The sequence below is a fragment of the Coralloluteibacterium stylophorae genome, from assembly GCF_018122625.2.
GTDB classification, from domain to species: Bacteria; Pseudomonadota; Gammaproteobacteria; order Xanthomonadales; family Xanthomonadaceae; genus Coralloluteibacterium; species Coralloluteibacterium stylophorae.
Window position 1 is genome coordinate 101,176 of record NZ_JAGQFT020000007.1, and the last position, 15,219, is coordinate 116,394.

Genomic DNA, 15,219 nt, shown 5'->3' on the forward strand with positions numbered 1-15,219 from the left:
CGGCCGGAGCGGACGGGTCCGCGAACGGGGAACGGGGAACGGGGAACGGGGAACGGGGAACGGGGAACGGGGAACGGGATGGTGACGCCTTTTCCCGGTAGGAGCGGCTTCAGCCGCGACCGGCGCCGACCCGGGCCTGGCCTCGTCGGGGCTGAGCCCCTCCCGCGGGGCGCGGTCACGGCCGAGCCTCCCTCGCCGCCCGCGGTCGCGGCTGAAGCCGCTCCTACGCGTCGCTGCCCGGGCTCAGGCTTCCGGCGGCAGCAGTTCGAAGGCCAGCACCAGCGCGTCCTCGCGGCCGCCCGGCGCCGGGTAGTAGCCGCGGCGGCGGCCGATCTCGTTGAAGCCGGTGTCGTGGTACAGCGCGATCGCGTGCGGGTTCGAGGGCCGCACCTCGAGGAAGATCCGCTCCGCGCGCAGGCCGCGGGCGACGTCGATCATCCGCATCAGCAGCCGCCGGCCGAGCCCGCGCGACTGCACCTCCGGTGCCACGCACAGGTTCAGCAGGTGCGCCTCGCCGGCGGCGACGCTCAGCACCGAATAGCCGATCACGTGGCGGTCGCGCTCCAGCACCCAGCAGGCGTAGCCGCTGCGCAGGCAGTCGCGGAAGATCCCCAGCGTCCACGGGAACGGGTAGGCGCGCTGCTCGATCGCGTTGACCGTCGCCAGGTCGCCCTCTCGCATCGGGCGCAGCGCGACCGCGTCGGCATCCGATGCGAGCGCGCTCATGGCCGCGCGCGGCTCCCGCGCAGGCGCCGCAGTGCCGGCCACAGCGCGCGCTTGCCGGCCGCGGTGCGCAGCACCGCCGCAGGCGGCAGCAGGATCGGGAACTCCTCGCGCAGCGAGCCGGCTGCCGGCGCCGTGCCGATCGCCCGCCACAGCGCGTCGGCCAGGCGCGGCGGCAGCGGGTCGCCCTGCGGCGGCGCCACGGCGGGACGCGCAGGCTCCGGCGCGGGCCCCGGCGCGGGCTCCGCGGCGGGCCGCGCCGCGGGCGCCTCCGGCTCGGACCCCGCCAGCTCGAACAGGGTGTAGCCCATCGCCTCCAGCGCACCGCGCTGGCTGTCGCTCCACGCGCTCACGGCATCTGCTCCGGCGGTGTGCCGTCGCTGCCGATCGGCGTGCCGCGGCGCCGCCGCCACAGCGCGTGGATCGGGCCCGAGAGCGCGTAGGTGACAGCGATCGCCAGCAGCACGCGCGGCAGGTCGATCACCAGGATCACGATCACCAGCAGCACCACCAGCAGCACCACGAACGGCACCCGGTCGCCGCGCGGCGCGGCCTTGAAGCTCACGTAGCGCAGCCGGCTCACCATCAGCAGCCCCGCGACCGCGGTCACCGCGAGCGCCAGCCAGCGCAGTTCCGGCCCGCTGGTGCCGAGCTTGCCGTCGGAGAAGGCCCACACGAAGGACATCATCAGCCCCGCCGCGGCCGGGCTTGCGAGGCCGACGAACCAGCGCTTGTCGACCGCGGCCACCTGGGTGTTGAAGCGCGCCAGCCGCAGCGCCGCGCAGGCGGCGTACAGGAACGCCGCCGCCCAGCCGAGGCGTCCGGCCAGCGGCCCCAGCTCCGCCAGCGACGACAGCGACCAGTGGTACATCACCAGGGCCGGCGCCATGCCGAAGCTGACCAGGTCCGCCAGCGAGTCGTACTGCACGCCGAACTCGCTGCTGGTGCCGGTCAGCCGCGCGACGCGGCCGTCGATGCCGTCCATCAGCCCGGCGATGAAGACCGCGATGCTGGCGTGGACGAAATCGCCATTGGCCGCCGAGATGATCGCGTAGAACCCGGCGAACAGGCCGCCGGTGGTGAACAGGTTCGGCAGCAGGTAGACGCTGCGGCGCCGGCTGGGGGTGGTTTCGGATGCGGGCTCGGTCATGGCTTTCCGGTCATGGCTCGTGGCCGGGCGCCGGCCGCGGACGAGGCGGCGGCGCGGGCGTGCAGTGTACGTCGCCGCGGGCGCGGCTTCCGCCGTCGCCGTCGGCGGCGTGCACGCATCGCACATCCCGCGGCATTCGCTTGCGCGGCGTCGGGCCGGGTGCTACGAAGTGCCACCCCCCACATGCGGAACCCTCCCGTGCGCGTCAACCGCTCCGTCGCCCTCCTCCTCGCCTGCGCCCTGCCCGCCGTGGCCATCGCGCAGGATCGCGTCTACACCTGGGTCGACGACAGCGGCGTCCGCCACTATTCCGAGGCGCCGCCGAGCTCCGGCAAGTACGAGGAGCGCACCTTCACCCAGAGCGGCGCGTCGAGCTCGGTGGCCGCGGCCACGCCCACCGCCGGCGCGGCCGCGACCGCGACCGCCGCATCCGGCGGCAACGAGAACTGCACCAAGGCGCAGGCCAACGTCGAGCTGCTGAGCCGCGGCGTCTCCGTGGTCATGGACCGGGACGGCGACGGCCAGCCGGACGAGCCGCTGAGCGACCTCGAGAAGGCCAACCAGCTCGAACTGGCCAACGCCCAGGTCAAGGCCTACTGCGGCGGCTGAGGCCGGATCCACGGCCGTGCGCGCGCTCTGGGCCATCGTCGGCGGCGTCGCCCTCGGCGCGGGCCTCGCCTGGTGGCTGGCACGCGAGGCGCCGGACGCGCAGCGACCGCGCACGGACGCACCGCCGCAGGCCGAGGTCATCTACCGCTGGGTCGACGCCGAGGGCGTCACCCAGGTCGGTCGCGACCCGCCTCCGGGCAGCGGCGCCGAGCGCATCGACATCCCGGACCAGCGCAATATCGTGCCCGCCACGCCGGGCGCCGACGCGCCCGATAATCCCGGCTGATCCGCATCGCGGCGCCGCCCCGGGCGCGGCTACAATCGACCGCTTCCCCGCCGAACCGGTCCCACGATGCGCCTGTCGCAGTTCCACCTCAGCACCTCGAAGGAAACCCCCGCCGACGCCGAAGTCGTCAGCCACCAGCTGATGCTGCGCGCCGGGATGATCCGCAAGCTCGCCGCCGGCATCTATACCTGGACGCCGCTGGGCCTGCGCGTGCTGCGCAAGGTGGAGACGGCGGTGCGCGAGGAAATGCAGGCCGCCGGCGCGATCGAGATGCTGATGCCCTCGGTGCAGCCGAAGGAGCTGTGGGAGGAAACCGGGCGCTGGGAGAAGTTCGGCGGCCAGCTGCTGAAGATCAAGGACCGCAAGGACGCCTGGTACGCCTACGGCCCCACCCACGAGGAGGTGGTCACCGATTTCGCGCGCAACGAGCTGTCGAGCTACCGGCAGCTGCCGCTGACCGTATTCCAGATCCAGACCAAGTTCCGCGACGAGATCCGCCCGCGCTTCGGGGTGATGCGCGCGCGCGAGTTCCTGATGAAGGACGCCTATTCCTTCCATCTCGACGCGCAGGACCTCGACCGCCAGTACCACGAGATCTACCGCGCCTACGAGCGCATATTCACCCGCCTCGGCCTGCGTTTCCGCGCCGTGTTCGCCGATACCGGCGCCATCGGCGGCTCGGCCAGCCACGAATTCCACGTGCTGGCCGACTCCGGCGAGGACGCCATCGCCTGGTCGGACGGCTCCGCCTATGCCGCCAACGTGGAACTCGCCGAGGCGCTGGCGCCCGCCGCACCGCGCCCGGCGCCCGCCGAGGCGATGCGTGAGGTCGAGACGCCGACGCAGAAAACCTGCGAGGACGTCGCCGCGCTGCTGGATATTCCGCTCGCGCGTACGGTCAGGACCCTCGCCCTGGTCGGCGCCGACGGCTTCGTGGTCGCGCTGGCGCGCGGCGACCATGCCGTCAACACGATCAAGCTGGCCAAGGTCGCGGGCCTGGCCGAATACCGGATGGCGACCGAGGCGGAAATCGCCGCCCACCTCGGCAGCGAGCCCGGTTTCCTCGGACCGGTCGGCCCGAAGGCGGCGGTGCGGGTGGTCGCGGACCGAGCGGTCGCGGCGATGGCGGACTTCGTGGTCGGCGCCAACCGACCCGGCTACCACCTGACCGGCGTGAACTGGGGCCGGGACCTGCCGGAACCCGACGTGGTCGCCGACCTGCGCAACGCGGAAGCCGGCGATCCCTCCCCGGACGGCCGGGGCACGCTCGCCATCGCCCGCGGCATCGAGGTCGGCCACGTGTTCCAGCTCGGTCCGAAGTATGCCGAGGCCATGGGCGCGACCGTGCTCGACGAGCAGGGCAAGGCCCGCGTCATGCACATGGGCTGCTACGGCATCGGCGTGTCGCGCATCGTCGCCGCGGCGATCGAACAGAATTCCGACGCCGCCGGCATCGTCTGGCCGGAGCCGATGGCGCCGTGGCGGGTTGCGGTTTGCGTGATCAATCCGAAGAACGACCCGGCCGTGGCCGAGGCCGCCGCGGCGCTGCATGCGGAACTCAGCGCCGCCGGCGTGGACAGCGTCCTCGACGACCGCGGCCTGCGCCCCGGCCAGATGTTCGCCGATATCGAACTGATCGGCATCCCGCACCGGGTGGTGGTTTCCGCCCGTGGCCTCGAGGCCGGCACCTTCGAATATCGAAGCCGCACCGCCGCCGAGAGCGAGGCGCTGGACCGGGACGCCCTGCTGGCGCGGCTGGGCATCGGCGCGGCCTGAAACCGCCGGAATCTACCGCGCCGCCCCGCCGGATTATCGCCGGCGATGGCACGGGGCTTTTCCTCGCGCGCCGAATCGTTAGACTACGCGGCGGCGCAAGCCCCTCGTCCCCAGTTTCCAAGAGAATAACGATGGCGATCGATATCCAGACGCTCAGCACCAAGGAACTCAGCGACCTCATCAGCCAGGCCAACAGGCGCAAGAAGATCCTGGCCAAGCGCAAGCCGATCGCGACGGTGCGCCGCCAGGTCGAGAAGGTCGCCCGCGACGGCGGCTATACCCTCGCCGAGCTGTTCGGCAGCAGCGCCGAGGCCGCGCCGCGCAAGCGCGCCACCGGCAAGAAGACGGCGGCGACCAAGAAGAGCGGCGGCAAGGTCCCGCCGAAGTACCGCAACCCGGCCAACGCCGAGGAGACCTGGACCGGCCGCGGCAAGCAGCCGCGCTGGCTGGCCGCGGAAGTGGCCAACGGCAGGAAGGTCGAGGATTTCCTGATCCAGTCCTGACGCCAGGCTTCCGGGCGAGGGAGCGCCGTGCCACCAGAAACGCCGGCCCCGGGGCCGGCGTTTTTCCTTGCCCGCACCGGGGCGGGGCAACCCGTCAGAGATTGCGGCGGGCGGGGATCATCAGGTTGCCCAGCATCAGCCCGCCCATCAGCGCCACCAGCGCGTTCAGCAGCGCCACCGCGGTGTCCATCCCGAGGGTCAGGTCGTTGTCGAGCACGAAGGCGAGCGAGCGGAAACTGGTGCTGCCGGGCACCAGCAGGATGATGCCGGGCACCCGGATCAGCGCGCCCGGGCGGTTGAACCAGCGCGCGTAGACGTTGCTCACCACGGTCACCGCGATCGCCGCGAGGAATACGCCGAAGGCGAAGCCCTGCAGCGAGGTCTCCAGCACCGAGCCGACGCCGCGGGTGACGCCGTAGCCGAGCGCGACGGCGAAGATCACCAGCGGCCAGTCGCGCCGCGCCGCCTTGAACAGCACCGCGAACGCGATCGCGCCGGCGCCCAGCGCCGCCCATTCGGTCCAGGCCGGTACCGTCTCCGGCGGCGCCGGGACGGGTTCCCAGCCGACCAGGCGGGCGGTCTGCACCGCGGCCACCGTGCCGAAGCCGAGCTTGAGCAGGGTCGTCATCGCGCCGGCGAAGCGCGCCGTGCCCGAGATCAGGTTGTTGCTGGTGAGCTCGGCCACGGCGTTGGTCAGCATCATGCCGGGCATCAGCACGATCAGCGACGCGACGATGACCGTGGTCAGGGACAGCGGCAGCACCGTCGCCAGCAGCATCGCCAGCACCGCGGCGACCAAGGCCGCCAGCGCATCCAGGCTCTCCGACAGCCGCGGACGGCTGGCGCCGAGAACGTAGAGCGTGCCGATCACCGTGCCGATGGCGCCGGCGACCGCCAGATCCACCCAGCTCGCGCGCAGCAGTCCGGCCACCGAGGCGGCGGCCAGACCGAAGCAGCTGGCCGAGAGCATCTGCTCGCGCCAGCGCGGCGGCGCGTCCAGCGCCCGCAGGGCGGCGACGCCGGTCGGAAGGTCGATGCGGTCGGCGAGCACGTCCTCGGCGATGGCGTCGACCGCGCACAGCTTGCTCAGGTCGACCTCGCCCGGCTCCATGCGCAGCACGCGGGTGTTCTCCGGCCCGCCCTCGGGCCCGAGGTTGCCGCCGAAGCTCACGATGATGCCGGTGGGATTGGCCCACACCTCGCAGCGCAGGCCCATCATCCGCGCCACCAGGATCACCGCGGCTTCCAGGCGCGGGGTGGTGGTGCCGTAGGCGTGCAGGCGCCGGGCCAGGTCGATGACGAACTCGCTGCGCGCGGTGAAGCTGTAGTCGGTCAGGGCCAAGGCGGGTTCCGGCGAGGCGGGTGCGTGCATGGTAGCGGCGCGCTCCGTGCGCGGCGCCCTAGACTCGCCGGTTTCCACTACGCACGATCCCATGACGATCGGACTCGGCGAACTGCTGTCGCTCGGCTCGGCGCTGGCCTGGGCGGTGGGCGTGGTGATGTACCGGCAGCTCGGCGCGCACCTGCCGCCGGTCACCCTCAACGTGCTCAAGAACGGGCTGGTGCTGCTGGCTGTCGGCCTGCTGGTGCTGGCCGTGCACGGCCCGGCACCGCCGGCGATGGACGCGCGCGAGGTCGTCGTCGTGCTCGTCAGCGGCATCCTCGGCATCGCCCTCGCCGACACGCTCTACTTCCATGCGCTCAACCGCCTGGGCGCCGGGCGCATGGGCATCATCGGCAACGCCTACAGCCCCTGCGTGCTGATCCTCGGCATGCTGGTGCTCGACGAGCGCCTGGGCGCGCTGCAGTGGCTGGGCTTCCTGCTGGTCAGCGCGGGCGTGGCGGTGATCGCCCTGCCCGCCCGCGCCCGAGCGCGGGCGACGCAGGCGCTGGTCGCCGAGGATCTGGCCGGGGTCGCCGCCGGCGCGTCGGTGTCGCGGCCGCGGCCGCAGGGCGAACCCGGCGGCGGCGGCGCCGGCGCGGTCTTCGGCGGCATCGCCGCGATGGCGCTGATGGCGGTCGCCATCGTGATGGTCAAGCCCGTGCTCGAGAGCCAGTCGGTGCTGTGGGTGACCTGGCTGCGCCTGCTCGGCGGCGTCGGCGGCCTGGCACTGGTGATGACGCTGCGCGGCCAGGCGGCGCGGCTGCGGCCGCCGCCGGGCCTGCCGTGGCGTCGCCTGTTCGTGGCCGCGCTCGTCGGGCAGTGCCTGTCGATGCTGCTGTGGCTGGGCGGCTTCAAGTACGCCAAGGCCGCGGTGGCGGCGGTGCTCAACGAGACCAGCTCGGTCTTCATCCTGCTGCTGGCGGCGGTCTGGCTCGGCGAACGCCTCGGCCGGCGCGCCTTCGCCGGCATCGCGCTGACCCTCGCAGGCGTGGTCTTCATGCTGTTGGGCTAAGCTTTCGCGATACATGGCCGCGCCCCGCATCGACATCGACGACAGCAGCCGCACCCTGCGCGCGAGCGGCGAATGGACCCTCGCCCACGCCGGCGCCATCCTCGACCTCGTGCGCGGCGCGCCCGACAGCGCCTCCGTCCTCGACGCGCGCGGCATCGAGCGGCTCGATTCCGCCGGCGTGCTGCTGCTGTCGCGCTACGCCGACCGCCTCGGGCTGGAGATGGATGCGGTCCCGGTGCGCGAGGAGCAGCGTGCGCTGGTGTGCGCGGTGGAGCGGGTCAGCGACGACCGCCCGCCGCGCAAGCGAGACCTCGGCTTCATCGCCATGGTCGGCCGCATCGGCATGGCCACGCGCAAGACCTACGGCGCCCTGCACGACCTGCTCGGCTTCTTCGGCGAATCGCTGCGCGCGCTGGCGCGCCTGGCGACCGCGCCGCAGCGCCTGCGCCTGACCTCGACCGTGCACCACATGGAGCAGGTCGGCATCGATGCGATGCCGCTGGTGGCGCTGCTGAACTTCATGGTCGGCGCGGTGGTCGCCTTCCTCGGCGCCAGCACGCTGCGCAACTTCGGCGCGGAGATGTTCACCGTCGACCTGGTGACCTTCGCGTTCCTGCGCGAGTTCGCGGTGCTGCTGACCTCGATCATCCTCGCCGGCCGCACCGCGAGCGCCTTCACCGCGCAGATCGGCGCGATGAAGAGCCGCGAGGAGATCGACGCGATCCGCACCCTCGGCCTCGATCCGGTCGAATTGCTGGTGCTGCCGCGCATGCTCGCGCTGATGATCATGCTGCCGCTGCTGACCTTCATCGGCATGGTCGCCGGCCTGCTCGGCGGCGCGGTGGTGGGCTCGGGCGCGCTCGGCATCCCCTTCGGCCTCTACTTCCAGCGCACCTACGAGATCATCCTGGTGCAGGACTTCTGGGCCGGCATGGTCAAGGCGCCGGTGTTCGCGGTGGTGATCGCCCTGATCGGCTGCCTGGAGGGCATGAAGGTCACCGGCACCGCGCAGTCGGTCGGCGAGCGCACCACCTCGAGCGTGGTGCAGACGCTGTCGCTGGTGATCCTGCTCGACGCGGGCGCGGCGCTGTTCTTCCAGGAGATCGGCTTTTGAACGCGGCTCCGGAGCATGACGATCTCGCGATTTGCATCCGCGGCCTGCGCAACCAGTTCGGCAGCCAGGTCGTGCACGAGGATCTCGACCTCGACGTCCGCCGCGGCGAGATCGTCGGCGTGGTCGGCGGCTCGGGCACCGGCAAGTCGGTGCTGATGCGCACCATCCTCGGCCTGCGCCGGCCGCAGGCGGGCGCGATCGAGGTGCTGGGCCGGGATGCCATCGGCGGCAGCCGGCGCGAACGGCGCGAGATCGAGCGCAGCACCGGGGTGCTGTTCCAGGACGGCGCCCTGTTCTCCTCGCTGACGGTCAGCGAGAACGTGCAGGTGCCGCTGAAGGAACAGCACGGGGATCTTCCGGCGCGCCTGCTGTGCGAGCTCGCCCTGCTCAAGATCAAGCTCGCCGGCCTGCCGGCGAACGCGGCCGACAAGCTCCCGGGCGAACTCTCCGGCGGCATGCGCAAGCGCGCGGGGCTGGCGCGGGCGCTGGCGCTCGACCCGCCGCTGCTGTTCCTGGACGAGCCCACCGCCGGCCTGGACCCGATCGGCGCGGCCGCGTTCGACCGCCTGATCCGCACGCTGCAGGAGGCGCTCGGGCTGACCGTGTTCCTGATCACCCACGACCTCGACACCCTCTATGCGATCTGCGACCGCATCGCCGTGCTCGCCGACCGCCGCGTGCTGACCGTCGCACCGGTCGCCGAGGTCGAGCGCTTCGACCACCCCTGGGTGCGCGACTACTTCCACGGCCCGCGCGCGCGCGCGGCCCAGGACGCGCACGCCCGCAACCTGCGGGCGGACAACACCCGGTTCACGACGACGACCGAAGGATAGTCGGATGGAAACCAAGGCCAACAACGTGCTCGTCGGCGCCTTCACCCTGGGCGTGGCCGCGTTCCTGGTGATCTTCGCGCTGTGGGCGGCGAAGTACTCCTCGGACCGCAGCTGGAACGAGTACGACGTGGTGTTCACCGAGGCCGTCACCGGCCTCACCGTCGGCGCCACCGTGCAGTACAACGGCATCAGCGTCGGTTCGGTCAGCAACCTGCGCCTGGATCCGCGCGACGCGCGCCGCGTGGTCGCGCGGATCCGCGTGCAGGCCGAGGCGCCGGTCAAGGAGGACACGCGCGCGCGGCTGGCGCTGACCGGCGTCACCGGCACCGCCATCATCCAGCTCTCCGGCGGCGCGCCGGAGAGTCCGCGCCTGGTGGCCACCGACGACGACCCGGTGCCGGTGATCCCGACCGCGCCCTCCGCCCTGCAGAACATCACCGAGACCGCCGGCGTCATCGCCGAGCGCCTGGACAAATTGCTGTCCGACGAGAACATCGCCCACATCGCCAAGGCGCTGGACGACGTGCAGAAGGTCACCGGCTCCATCGCCGACCAGCGCGAGGACATCGCCGAGCTCATCACCAATGCGCGCCAGGTCACCGCGGCGCTGGAGAACACGGTCAACCGCGTCGATGCCACGGTGGAGAACGACGTGCCGCGCCTGGTCGCAAGCCTGGAGCGCTCGCTCGACCAGCTCGACGCCTTCACCCGCAACGCCAACGCCCTGGTCGAGGAGAACCGCGACCCGATCGCGCGCTTCAGCCACGAGGGCCTGAGCCAGGTCGGCCCCACCCTCTCGCAGCTGCGCGCGACCCTGCGCGACATCGACCGCGTCACCACCCGGCTGCGCGACAACCCGTCCGGCTACCTGCTCGGCCGCGACCGCGCCAAGGAGTTCGAACCGTGACCCGATCCGCCCGTGCCTTCCGCAGCGCCCTCCTCGCCCTGGCCGCGGCCGCGGCGCTCGCCGGCTGCGGCAGCCTGCTCGGCGCCCGCGGCGACGCGCCGACGGTCCTGGCGCCCGAGATCCGGGTGCGCACCGATCCGGCCTGGCCGCAGGTCGAGTGGCAGCTGGCGATCGCCACCCCGCAGTCGAGCGAGTCGCTGGCCACCTCGCGCATCGCCGTGCAGCCGCAGCCGGGCACGCTCGAGGTCTACGCCGGCGCGCTGTGGCTGGATACCGCGCCGGAGCTGGTGCAGAACGCGCTGATCCGCGGCTTCGAGGACAGCGGCAGGATCCTGGCGGTCAGCGGCTTCGGCGGCGGCGTGCGCGGCGATTTCGCCCTGCTGCTCGACCTGCGCCACTTCGAATCGGTCTACCGCGACGGCACGCCCGAGGCCACCGTGGAGCTGCGCGCGCGCCTGGTGCACTTCCGCGGCAACCGCGTGGTCGCCGCGCGCACCTTCCGCAACGCGGTCCCGGCGCAGGGCGTGGAGGTCGCCCGCGTCAGCGACGCCTTCGGCCAGGCGCTGTCGGCCACGGTCACCGAGGTGGTCGGCTGGACCCTCGTCGAGGGCCAGCAGGCGGTCGCCGCGCTCGAGGCCAGCGATGGCCGGGCCACCCGCACGCCGCCGCCTCCGCGGCCCCTGTAGGACGCGCCCCCGGGCGATGTCCCTGCGGTCGGGGCTTCAGCCCCGACCTCCGCGATCAGGCCCAGCGCCGTGCCGAGGAGGCGCTCGCCGCAGGAGCGGCTTCAGCTGCGACAGGTACGTGGCTTCGGGGCTTCCTGACCCTCTGTGGGAAGGGCTTCAGCCCCGACGGCGGCACCCTCGTCCCCGCGCTTGTCGGGGCTGAAGCCCCTCGCGCAGGCGGCGTGCACGCCGGCGACGTTGCCCGTAGGAGCGGCTTCAGCCGCGACCCGGCTCCACTTCTCCACCGCGCCCGTCGCGGCTGAAGCCGCTCCTACGGGCGTTGTGCGACCCCGCCTTCGTCGGCTCGGACGGGCCTGCCGTCCCGCCGCTCCTGCCCCGCCTCCGCCCGTACGCGGCGGAAGGTGAGGTTGATCCGCGGCCCGACCGGGCGCGCGGTGCGCGGCAGGGCGTGGCGGTAGTGCGCCTGCGTGGCGCCGCGCATGAGCAGCAGGCTGCCGTGCGGCAGGTCGATCGGCACGGCGCGCGCGCCCGCGACGCGGCGCTTGAACTGGAAGCGGCGAGCCGCGCCCAGGCTGAGCGATGCGATCACCGGCGCCGGGCCGAGTTCCGGCTCGTCGTCGGCGTGCCAGCCCATCGCATCGCGGCCGTCGCGGTAGAGGTTGGCGAGAACGGAATCGAACGCGGCGCCGGCCGCGGCCTCCACGCGTGGCCGCAGCGCCGCCAGCGCTTCCGGCCACGGCCGCGGCTCGAAACGCGTGCGCGAATAGGTGTAGGCGGCACCCGGCTCGCCGATCCAGGAGGAACGGCGCGGCGCGTCCACCTCGCGTCCGAACAGGCGGATGCGATGGGTCTCCCAGTCGACCTCGGCGAGCAGCCGCGCGAACAGCGCGTCGGCCTCGCGACGCGGCAGCCACGCCGGATCGAGCGCCACCTCGGCACCGGCCAGCGGCAGGCGCTCGAACATCGGGCGGCTCAGCCGGCCTCGGCGCCCAGCACCGCCTGCAGGATCTCGCCGAGTTCGATCAGGCGCAGGTCGCTGCCGCGCGGGCCGACCAGCTGCAGGCCGAGCCCGCCGGGCAGCGGCAGGCTCAGCGCGGGGCAGCCGGCGAGGCTGGCCAGTGCGGTGAAGTCGGCGAGGTTGCCCGGCTCATCGTCGCCGGCAGCGGGCGGCGCGCCCGGCGCGACCGGCAGCAGCAGCACGTCGATGTCGGCGAAGCGCGCGCGGAACTCGACGACGTGTTCGTCCAGGCGCCGGTCGGCGCGCACGTAGTCGGCCGCGGTGCGGGTCTCGGCGTAGGCCAGCAGCCCACGCAGGCGCTCCGACCCTTCGGCCAGCGCCTGCCCCTGGGCAGCGAGGATCTCCGCCTCCATCAGCAGCAGCGCGGCGTGGCGGCTGGTCGAGATGTCGAGCGCGTTCATATCGAGCGTCGCCTCCCGTGCCTGGCCCAGCACCGGCCCGGCGCGTTCCACCGCGGCGCGGAAGGCATCCACCACCTGCGGCGAGGCGCCGAGCCCGCGCAGGCCGGAGACGAGCCCTACCTTGAGCCGGCCCGGCTCCCAGTCCGGCGTGGCGAACGGCACCCGCCGCGCCCGCGTGTACGGATCGCCCGGGTCGTAGCCGGCCATCACCTTCAGCAGCAGGGCGGCGTCGGCGACGCTGCGGGTGATCGTGCCCGGGCAGTCGAGCCGGCGCAGCGCCGGCGCCATGCCGCGGCAGGAGATCTCGCCGAAGGTCGGCTTGAGTCCGACCAGACCGCAGAAGGTCGCCGGCAGGCGCACCGAACCGACGGTATCGGACCCGACCGCGGCGATGGCGTGCCCCGCCGCCACCGCGGCCGCGGCGCCCGAGGAGGACCCACCGCTGGCGCAGCCGGGCAGGTGCGGGTTGCCGACGTCGCCGTAGTGCGGATTGCGCCCGCTGGTGCCGAGCGCGGCCTCGTCCATGTTGGTCTTGCCAAGCAGCACCGCGCCGGCACCGCGCAGGCGCGCGGCCACCGCGGAATCGTCGAACGCGATCAGCCCGTCGCGCAGCGGCAGGCCCTGGCTGGTGGGCATGCCCTCGGCGTCGAAGTTGTCGTTGAGCGCCAGCGGCACCCCGTCGAGCCGGCCGATCGCGCCACCGGCGGCGCGGCGCGCGTCCGACGCGCGCGCGGCGGCGCGCGCGCCGTCGGCATCGACGTGGATCCAGGCATTGAGATGCGCGTCGCGCGCGATCGCGGCGAGGCAGGCTTCGGTCAGCGCCTGGCTCGTGGTCTCGCCGAGGGCGAGTGCGCGCAGCACGCGCGGCAGGTCGGCGTTGCGGAGGGCGTCGATGGCATCGTTCATGGGGCGTCCGGCACTGCTGTAGAGCGCCGCGGCGACGCGACGTTGCAGCCATCGCATCGACGCGGGACCCACGATGATGCCATTTGCCGCGTTGCCGGCAAAACCCGAGAATGCCGCCAGCCAGCGACGAGCCATACGCCGCACGCCAGGAGAGAGGGACGATGAGCGAACGCGAATTCATGGAATACGACGTGGTGACCGTGGGCGCAGGCCCGGCCGGTCTCGCGTTCGCCATCCACCTGAAGCAGACCAGGCCCGAGCTGTCGGTGTGCGTGATCGAGAAGTCCTCGACCATCGGCGCGCAGGTGCTGTCGGGCGCGGTGATCGAACCGCAGCCGCTCGACGAGCTGCTCCCCGGCTGGCGCGACGCGCCGCCGCCGGTGTGCGTGCCGGCCACCGAGGACGAGTTCTGGTTCCTCACCAGGACCGGCGGGCGCAAGGCGCCGGTGGTGCCGCCGCAGATGCGCAACCACGGCAACTTCATCGTCTCGCTCGGGGCGATGTGCGCCTGGCTGGCGCCGCAGGCCGAGGCGCTCGGCGTCGAGATCTATCCCGGCTTCGCCGCGGCCGAACCCTTCTTCAACGACGACGGCTCGGTCGGCGGCGTGCGCATCGGCGACATGGGCGTGGCCCGCGACGCCACGCACAAGCCGACCTACACCCAGGGCATCGACATCCGCGCCAAGGTGACCGTGCTCGCCGAGGGTGCACGCGGGCACCTCACCAAGCAGCTGATCAAGCGCTTCGACCTGGACGCGCTCTCGGATCCGCAGGCCTACTCCATCGGCATCAAGGAGCTCTGGCAGCTGCCCGAGGGCCGGGTGTCGCCGGGGAAGATCGTGCACTCGCTCGGCTGGCCGATGGACCCGTCGACCTACGGCGGCAGCTTCCTGTACCACCTCGACAACAACCAGGTGGCGCTGGGCCTGGTCGCCGGGCTCGACTACCGCGACCCGATGTTCCGGCCGTACGAGGCCTTCCAGCAGTGGAAGCACCATCCGACGGTCAAGCCGCTGCTCGAGGGCGGCACCATCCTCTCCGCGGGCGCGCGCGCCATCGTCACCGGTGGCTGGCAGTCGCTGCCGAAGTGCGAGATGCCCGGCGCGATCCTGATCGGCGACACCGCCGGCCTGCTCAACGTGCCCAAGATCAAGGGCACCCACCAGGCGATCCGCTCCGGCATGCTCGCCGCGCGGCACCTCGCCGGCACGCTCTCTCCGGAAGGCTGGGACGCCGCGCTGCGCGGCTCGGAGGTGATGCGCGAGCTCAGGACGGTCCGCAACATCAAGCCCGGCTTCAAGAAGGGCCTGTGGATGGGCCTGGCCAACGCCGGCTGGGAGACCCTGACCGGCGGCAGGTCGCCGTGGACGCTGAAGGTCAAGGCCGACTGGACCAGCCTCGACAAGCTCGACGGCCACGAGGCGCCGAAGCGCGACTACGTGCAGCGCACCCTGCCCCCGCGCGACCGCCTGGCCGGCGTCTACTTCGCCGCCACCGAGCACGACGAGGACCAGCCGGTCCACCTCAGGGTGCGCGACACCAGCATCTGCGTCGACCGCTGCACCGAGGAATACGGCAACCCCTGCGAGCGCTTCTGCCCGGCCGGTGTCTACGAGATGGTCGAGGACGAGGGCGGTCGCCGCCTGCAGATCAACGCCGCCAACTGCGTGCACTGCAAGACCTGCGACATCAAGGACCCCTACGCGATCATCGACTGGGTCACGCCCGAGGGCGGATCGGGGCCGAACTACCAGAACCTCTAGTCCCCGGCGCGCGGGCTCCGCGCGGCCTCCTGCCGCCACCGGTTCCGTCATCCGGAATCAAACGCGCGTTTGGAGCGCCCCCGGGCTGCGGGTACAATTCCGCCTCTTATGGCCCGACCGCGGGCCGCTGCTCGGGACGACGAACACG

General features: G+C 72.7%; 16 protein-coding genes. 10 read left to right on the plus strand and 6 right to left on the minus strand.

What is annotated here, in order from left to right:
* Nucleotides 1-243 precede the first annotated feature (243 nt).
* The 3 genes from rimI to KB893_RS11715 are packed head-to-tail and all read right to left on the minus strand — an operon-like array spanning nt 244 to nt 1,873.
* Nucleotides 244-726, minus strand: a complete 483-nt coding sequence (gene rimI, locus KB893_RS11705; RefSeq protein WP_211927124.1) for a ribosomal protein S18-alanine N-acetyltransferase — start codon at nt 724-726, stop codon at nt 244-246.
* Nucleotides 723-1,076 carry a hypothetical protein gene (locus tag KB893_RS11710; protein WP_338026939.1) on the minus strand — a complete coding sequence of 118 codons (354 nt, stop codon included), beginning with the start codon at nt 1,074-1,076 and terminating at the stop codon, nt 723-725. Before KB893_RS11710 ends, rimI begins: the two co-directional genes overlap by 4 nt.
* Nucleotides 1,073-1,873, minus strand: a complete 801-nt coding sequence (locus KB893_RS11715; protein ID WP_211927125.1) for a CDP-alcohol phosphatidyltransferase family protein — start codon at nt 1,871-1,873, stop codon at nt 1,073-1,075. The genes KB893_RS11710 and KB893_RS11715 overlap by 4 nt, the downstream gene beginning before the upstream one ends.
* A 198-nt stretch (nt 1,874-2,071) precedes the next feature.
* On the opposite strand from KB893_RS11715, the gene KB893_RS11720 reads away from it, so the two are divergent.
* The 4 genes from KB893_RS11720 to KB893_RS11735 all read left to right on the plus strand — a co-directional run bounded on the left by KB893_RS11720 (nt 2,072) and on the right by KB893_RS11735 (nt 5,047).
* The gene (locus KB893_RS11720; protein WP_211927126.1) at nt 2,072-2,482 is read left to right on the plus strand and encodes a DUF4124 domain-containing protein; all 411 of its coding nucleotides are present in this window, start codon (nt 2,072-2,074) and stop codon (nt 2,480-2,482) included.
* Nucleotides 2,483-2,498: 16 nt separating this feature from the next.
* Nucleotides 2,499-2,768 carry a DUF4124 domain-containing protein gene (locus KB893_RS11725; RefSeq protein WP_211927127.1) on the plus strand — a complete coding sequence of 90 codons (270 nt, stop codon included), beginning with the start codon at nt 2,499-2,501 and terminating at the stop codon, nt 2,766-2,768.
* A gap of 66 nt (nt 2,769-2,834) precedes the next feature.
* Nucleotides 2,835-4,544 (plus strand): proline--tRNA ligase, encoded by a 1,710-nt coding sequence (locus KB893_RS11730; protein WP_211927128.1) that lies wholly within the window; start codon nt 2,835-2,837, stop codon nt 4,542-4,544.
* Between the two features lie 131 nt (nt 4,545-4,675).
* Nucleotides 4,676-5,047: an H-NS histone family protein gene (locus KB893_RS11735; protein ID WP_211927129.1), complete on the plus strand. Its 372-nt coding sequence runs from the start codon at nt 4,676-4,678 to the stop codon at nt 5,045-5,047.
* A 94-nt stretch (nt 5,048-5,141) separates the two neighbouring features.
* On the opposite strand, the gene KB893_RS11740 is transcribed toward KB893_RS11735, so the two are convergent.
* Nucleotides 5,142-6,419, minus strand: coding sequence for a threonine/serine exporter family protein (locus KB893_RS11740; protein ID WP_211927130.1), 1,278 nt, complete (start codon nt 6,417-6,419; stop codon nt 5,142-5,144).
* A gap of 61 nt (nt 6,420-6,480) precedes the next feature.
* Here KB893_RS11740 and KB893_RS11745 point away from each other — a divergent pair, with 61 nt between their 5' ends.
* The 5 genes from KB893_RS11745 to KB893_RS11765 are packed head-to-tail and all read left to right on the plus strand — an operon-like array spanning nt 6,481 to nt 10,983.
* Nucleotides 6,481-7,443, plus strand: a complete 963-nt coding sequence (locus KB893_RS11745) for a DMT family transporter (RefSeq protein WP_211927131.1) — start codon at nt 6,481-6,483, stop codon at nt 7,441-7,443.
* A 13-nt stretch (nt 7,444-7,456) separates the two neighbouring features.
* Complete coding sequence (locus KB893_RS11750) at nt 7,457-8,557, plus strand: MlaE family ABC transporter permease (RefSeq protein WP_211927132.1); 1,101 nt, start codon at nt 7,457-7,459, stop codon at nt 8,555-8,557.
* Nucleotides 8,554-9,390, plus strand: coding sequence for an ABC transporter ATP-binding protein (locus KB893_RS11755; RefSeq protein WP_211927133.1), 837 nt, complete (start codon nt 8,554-8,556; stop codon nt 9,388-9,390). Before KB893_RS11750 ends, KB893_RS11755 begins: the two co-directional genes overlap by 4 nt.
* Before the next feature lie 4 nt (nt 9,391-9,394).
* Nucleotides 9,395-10,297 (plus strand): MlaD family protein, encoded by a 903-nt coding sequence (locus tag KB893_RS11760; protein ID WP_211927134.1) that lies wholly within the window; start codon nt 9,395-9,397, stop codon nt 10,295-10,297.
* Nucleotides 10,294-10,983: an ABC-type transport auxiliary lipoprotein family protein gene (locus KB893_RS11765; RefSeq protein ID WP_211927135.1), complete on the plus strand. Its 690-nt coding sequence runs from the start codon at nt 10,294-10,296 to the stop codon at nt 10,981-10,983. The genes KB893_RS11760 and KB893_RS11765 overlap by 4 nt, the downstream gene beginning before the upstream one ends.
* A 310-nt stretch (nt 10,984-11,293) precedes the next feature.
* Here the strand turns inward: KB893_RS11765 and KB893_RS11770 are convergent, their stop codons facing one another.
* Both KB893_RS11770 and KB893_RS11775 read right to left on the minus strand, forming a co-directional pair.
* Nucleotides 11,294-11,947 (minus strand): alpha-ketoglutarate-dependent dioxygenase AlkB family protein, encoded by a 654-nt coding sequence (locus tag KB893_RS11770; RefSeq protein WP_211927136.1) that lies wholly within the window; start codon nt 11,945-11,947, stop codon nt 11,294-11,296.
* 8 nt (nt 11,948-11,955) lie between these two features.
* Nucleotides 11,956-13,308 (minus strand): amidase, encoded by a 1,353-nt coding sequence (locus tag KB893_RS11775; RefSeq protein WP_246505617.1) that lies wholly within the window; start codon nt 13,306-13,308, stop codon nt 11,956-11,958.
* Nucleotides 13,309-13,469: 161 nt separating this feature from the next.
* Between KB893_RS11775 and KB893_RS11780 the strand changes: the two genes are divergently transcribed.
* Entirely contained in the window at nt 13,470-15,071 is a 1,602-nt protein-coding gene (locus KB893_RS11780; protein ID WP_211927004.1) for an electron transfer flavoprotein-ubiquinone oxidoreductase, read from the plus strand.
* Nucleotides 15,072-15,219: the final 148 nt, after the last annotated feature.

Bases quoted from the DNA above. Each gene is read 5' to 3' on its own strand.
- rimI (WP_211927124.1), bottom strand. From the start codon at position 726: ATGAGCGCGCTCGCATCGGATGCCGACGCGGTCGCGCTGCGCCCGATG.
- KB893_RS11715 (WP_211927125.1), bottom strand. From the start codon at position 1,873: ATGACCGAGCCCGCATCCGAAACCACCCCCAGCCGGCGCCGCAGCGTC.
- KB893_RS11730 (WP_211927128.1), top strand. From the start codon at position 2,835: ATGCGCCTGTCGCAGTTCCACCTCAGCACCTCGAAGGAAACCCCCGCC.
- KB893_RS11735 (WP_211927129.1), top strand. From the start codon at position 4,676: ATGGCGATCGATATCCAGACGCTCAGCACCAAGGAACTCAGCGACCTC.
- KB893_RS11740 (WP_211927130.1), bottom strand. From the start codon at position 6,419: ATGCACGCACCCGCCTCGCCGGAACCCGCCTTGGCCCTGACCGACTAC.
- KB893_RS11745 (WP_211927131.1), top strand. From the start codon at position 6,481: ATGACGATCGGACTCGGCGAACTGCTGTCGCTCGGCTCGGCGCTGGCC.
- KB893_RS11750 (WP_211927132.1), top strand. From the start codon at position 7,457: ATGGCCGCGCCCCGCATCGACATCGACGACAGCAGCCGCACCCTGCGC.
- KB893_RS11760 (WP_211927134.1), top strand. From the start codon at position 9,395: ATGGAAACCAAGGCCAACAACGTGCTCGTCGGCGCCTTCACCCTGGGC.
- KB893_RS11770 (WP_211927136.1), bottom strand. From the start codon at position 11,947: ATGTTCGAGCGCCTGCCGCTGGCCGGTGCCGAGGTGGCGCTCGATCCG.
- KB893_RS11775 (WP_246505617.1), bottom strand. From the start codon at position 13,308: ATGAACGATGCCATCGACGCCCTCCGCAACGCCGACCTGCCGCGCGTG.
- KB893_RS11780 (WP_211927004.1), top strand. From the start codon at position 13,470: ATGAGCGAACGCGAATTCATGGAATACGACGTGGTGACCGTGGGCGCA.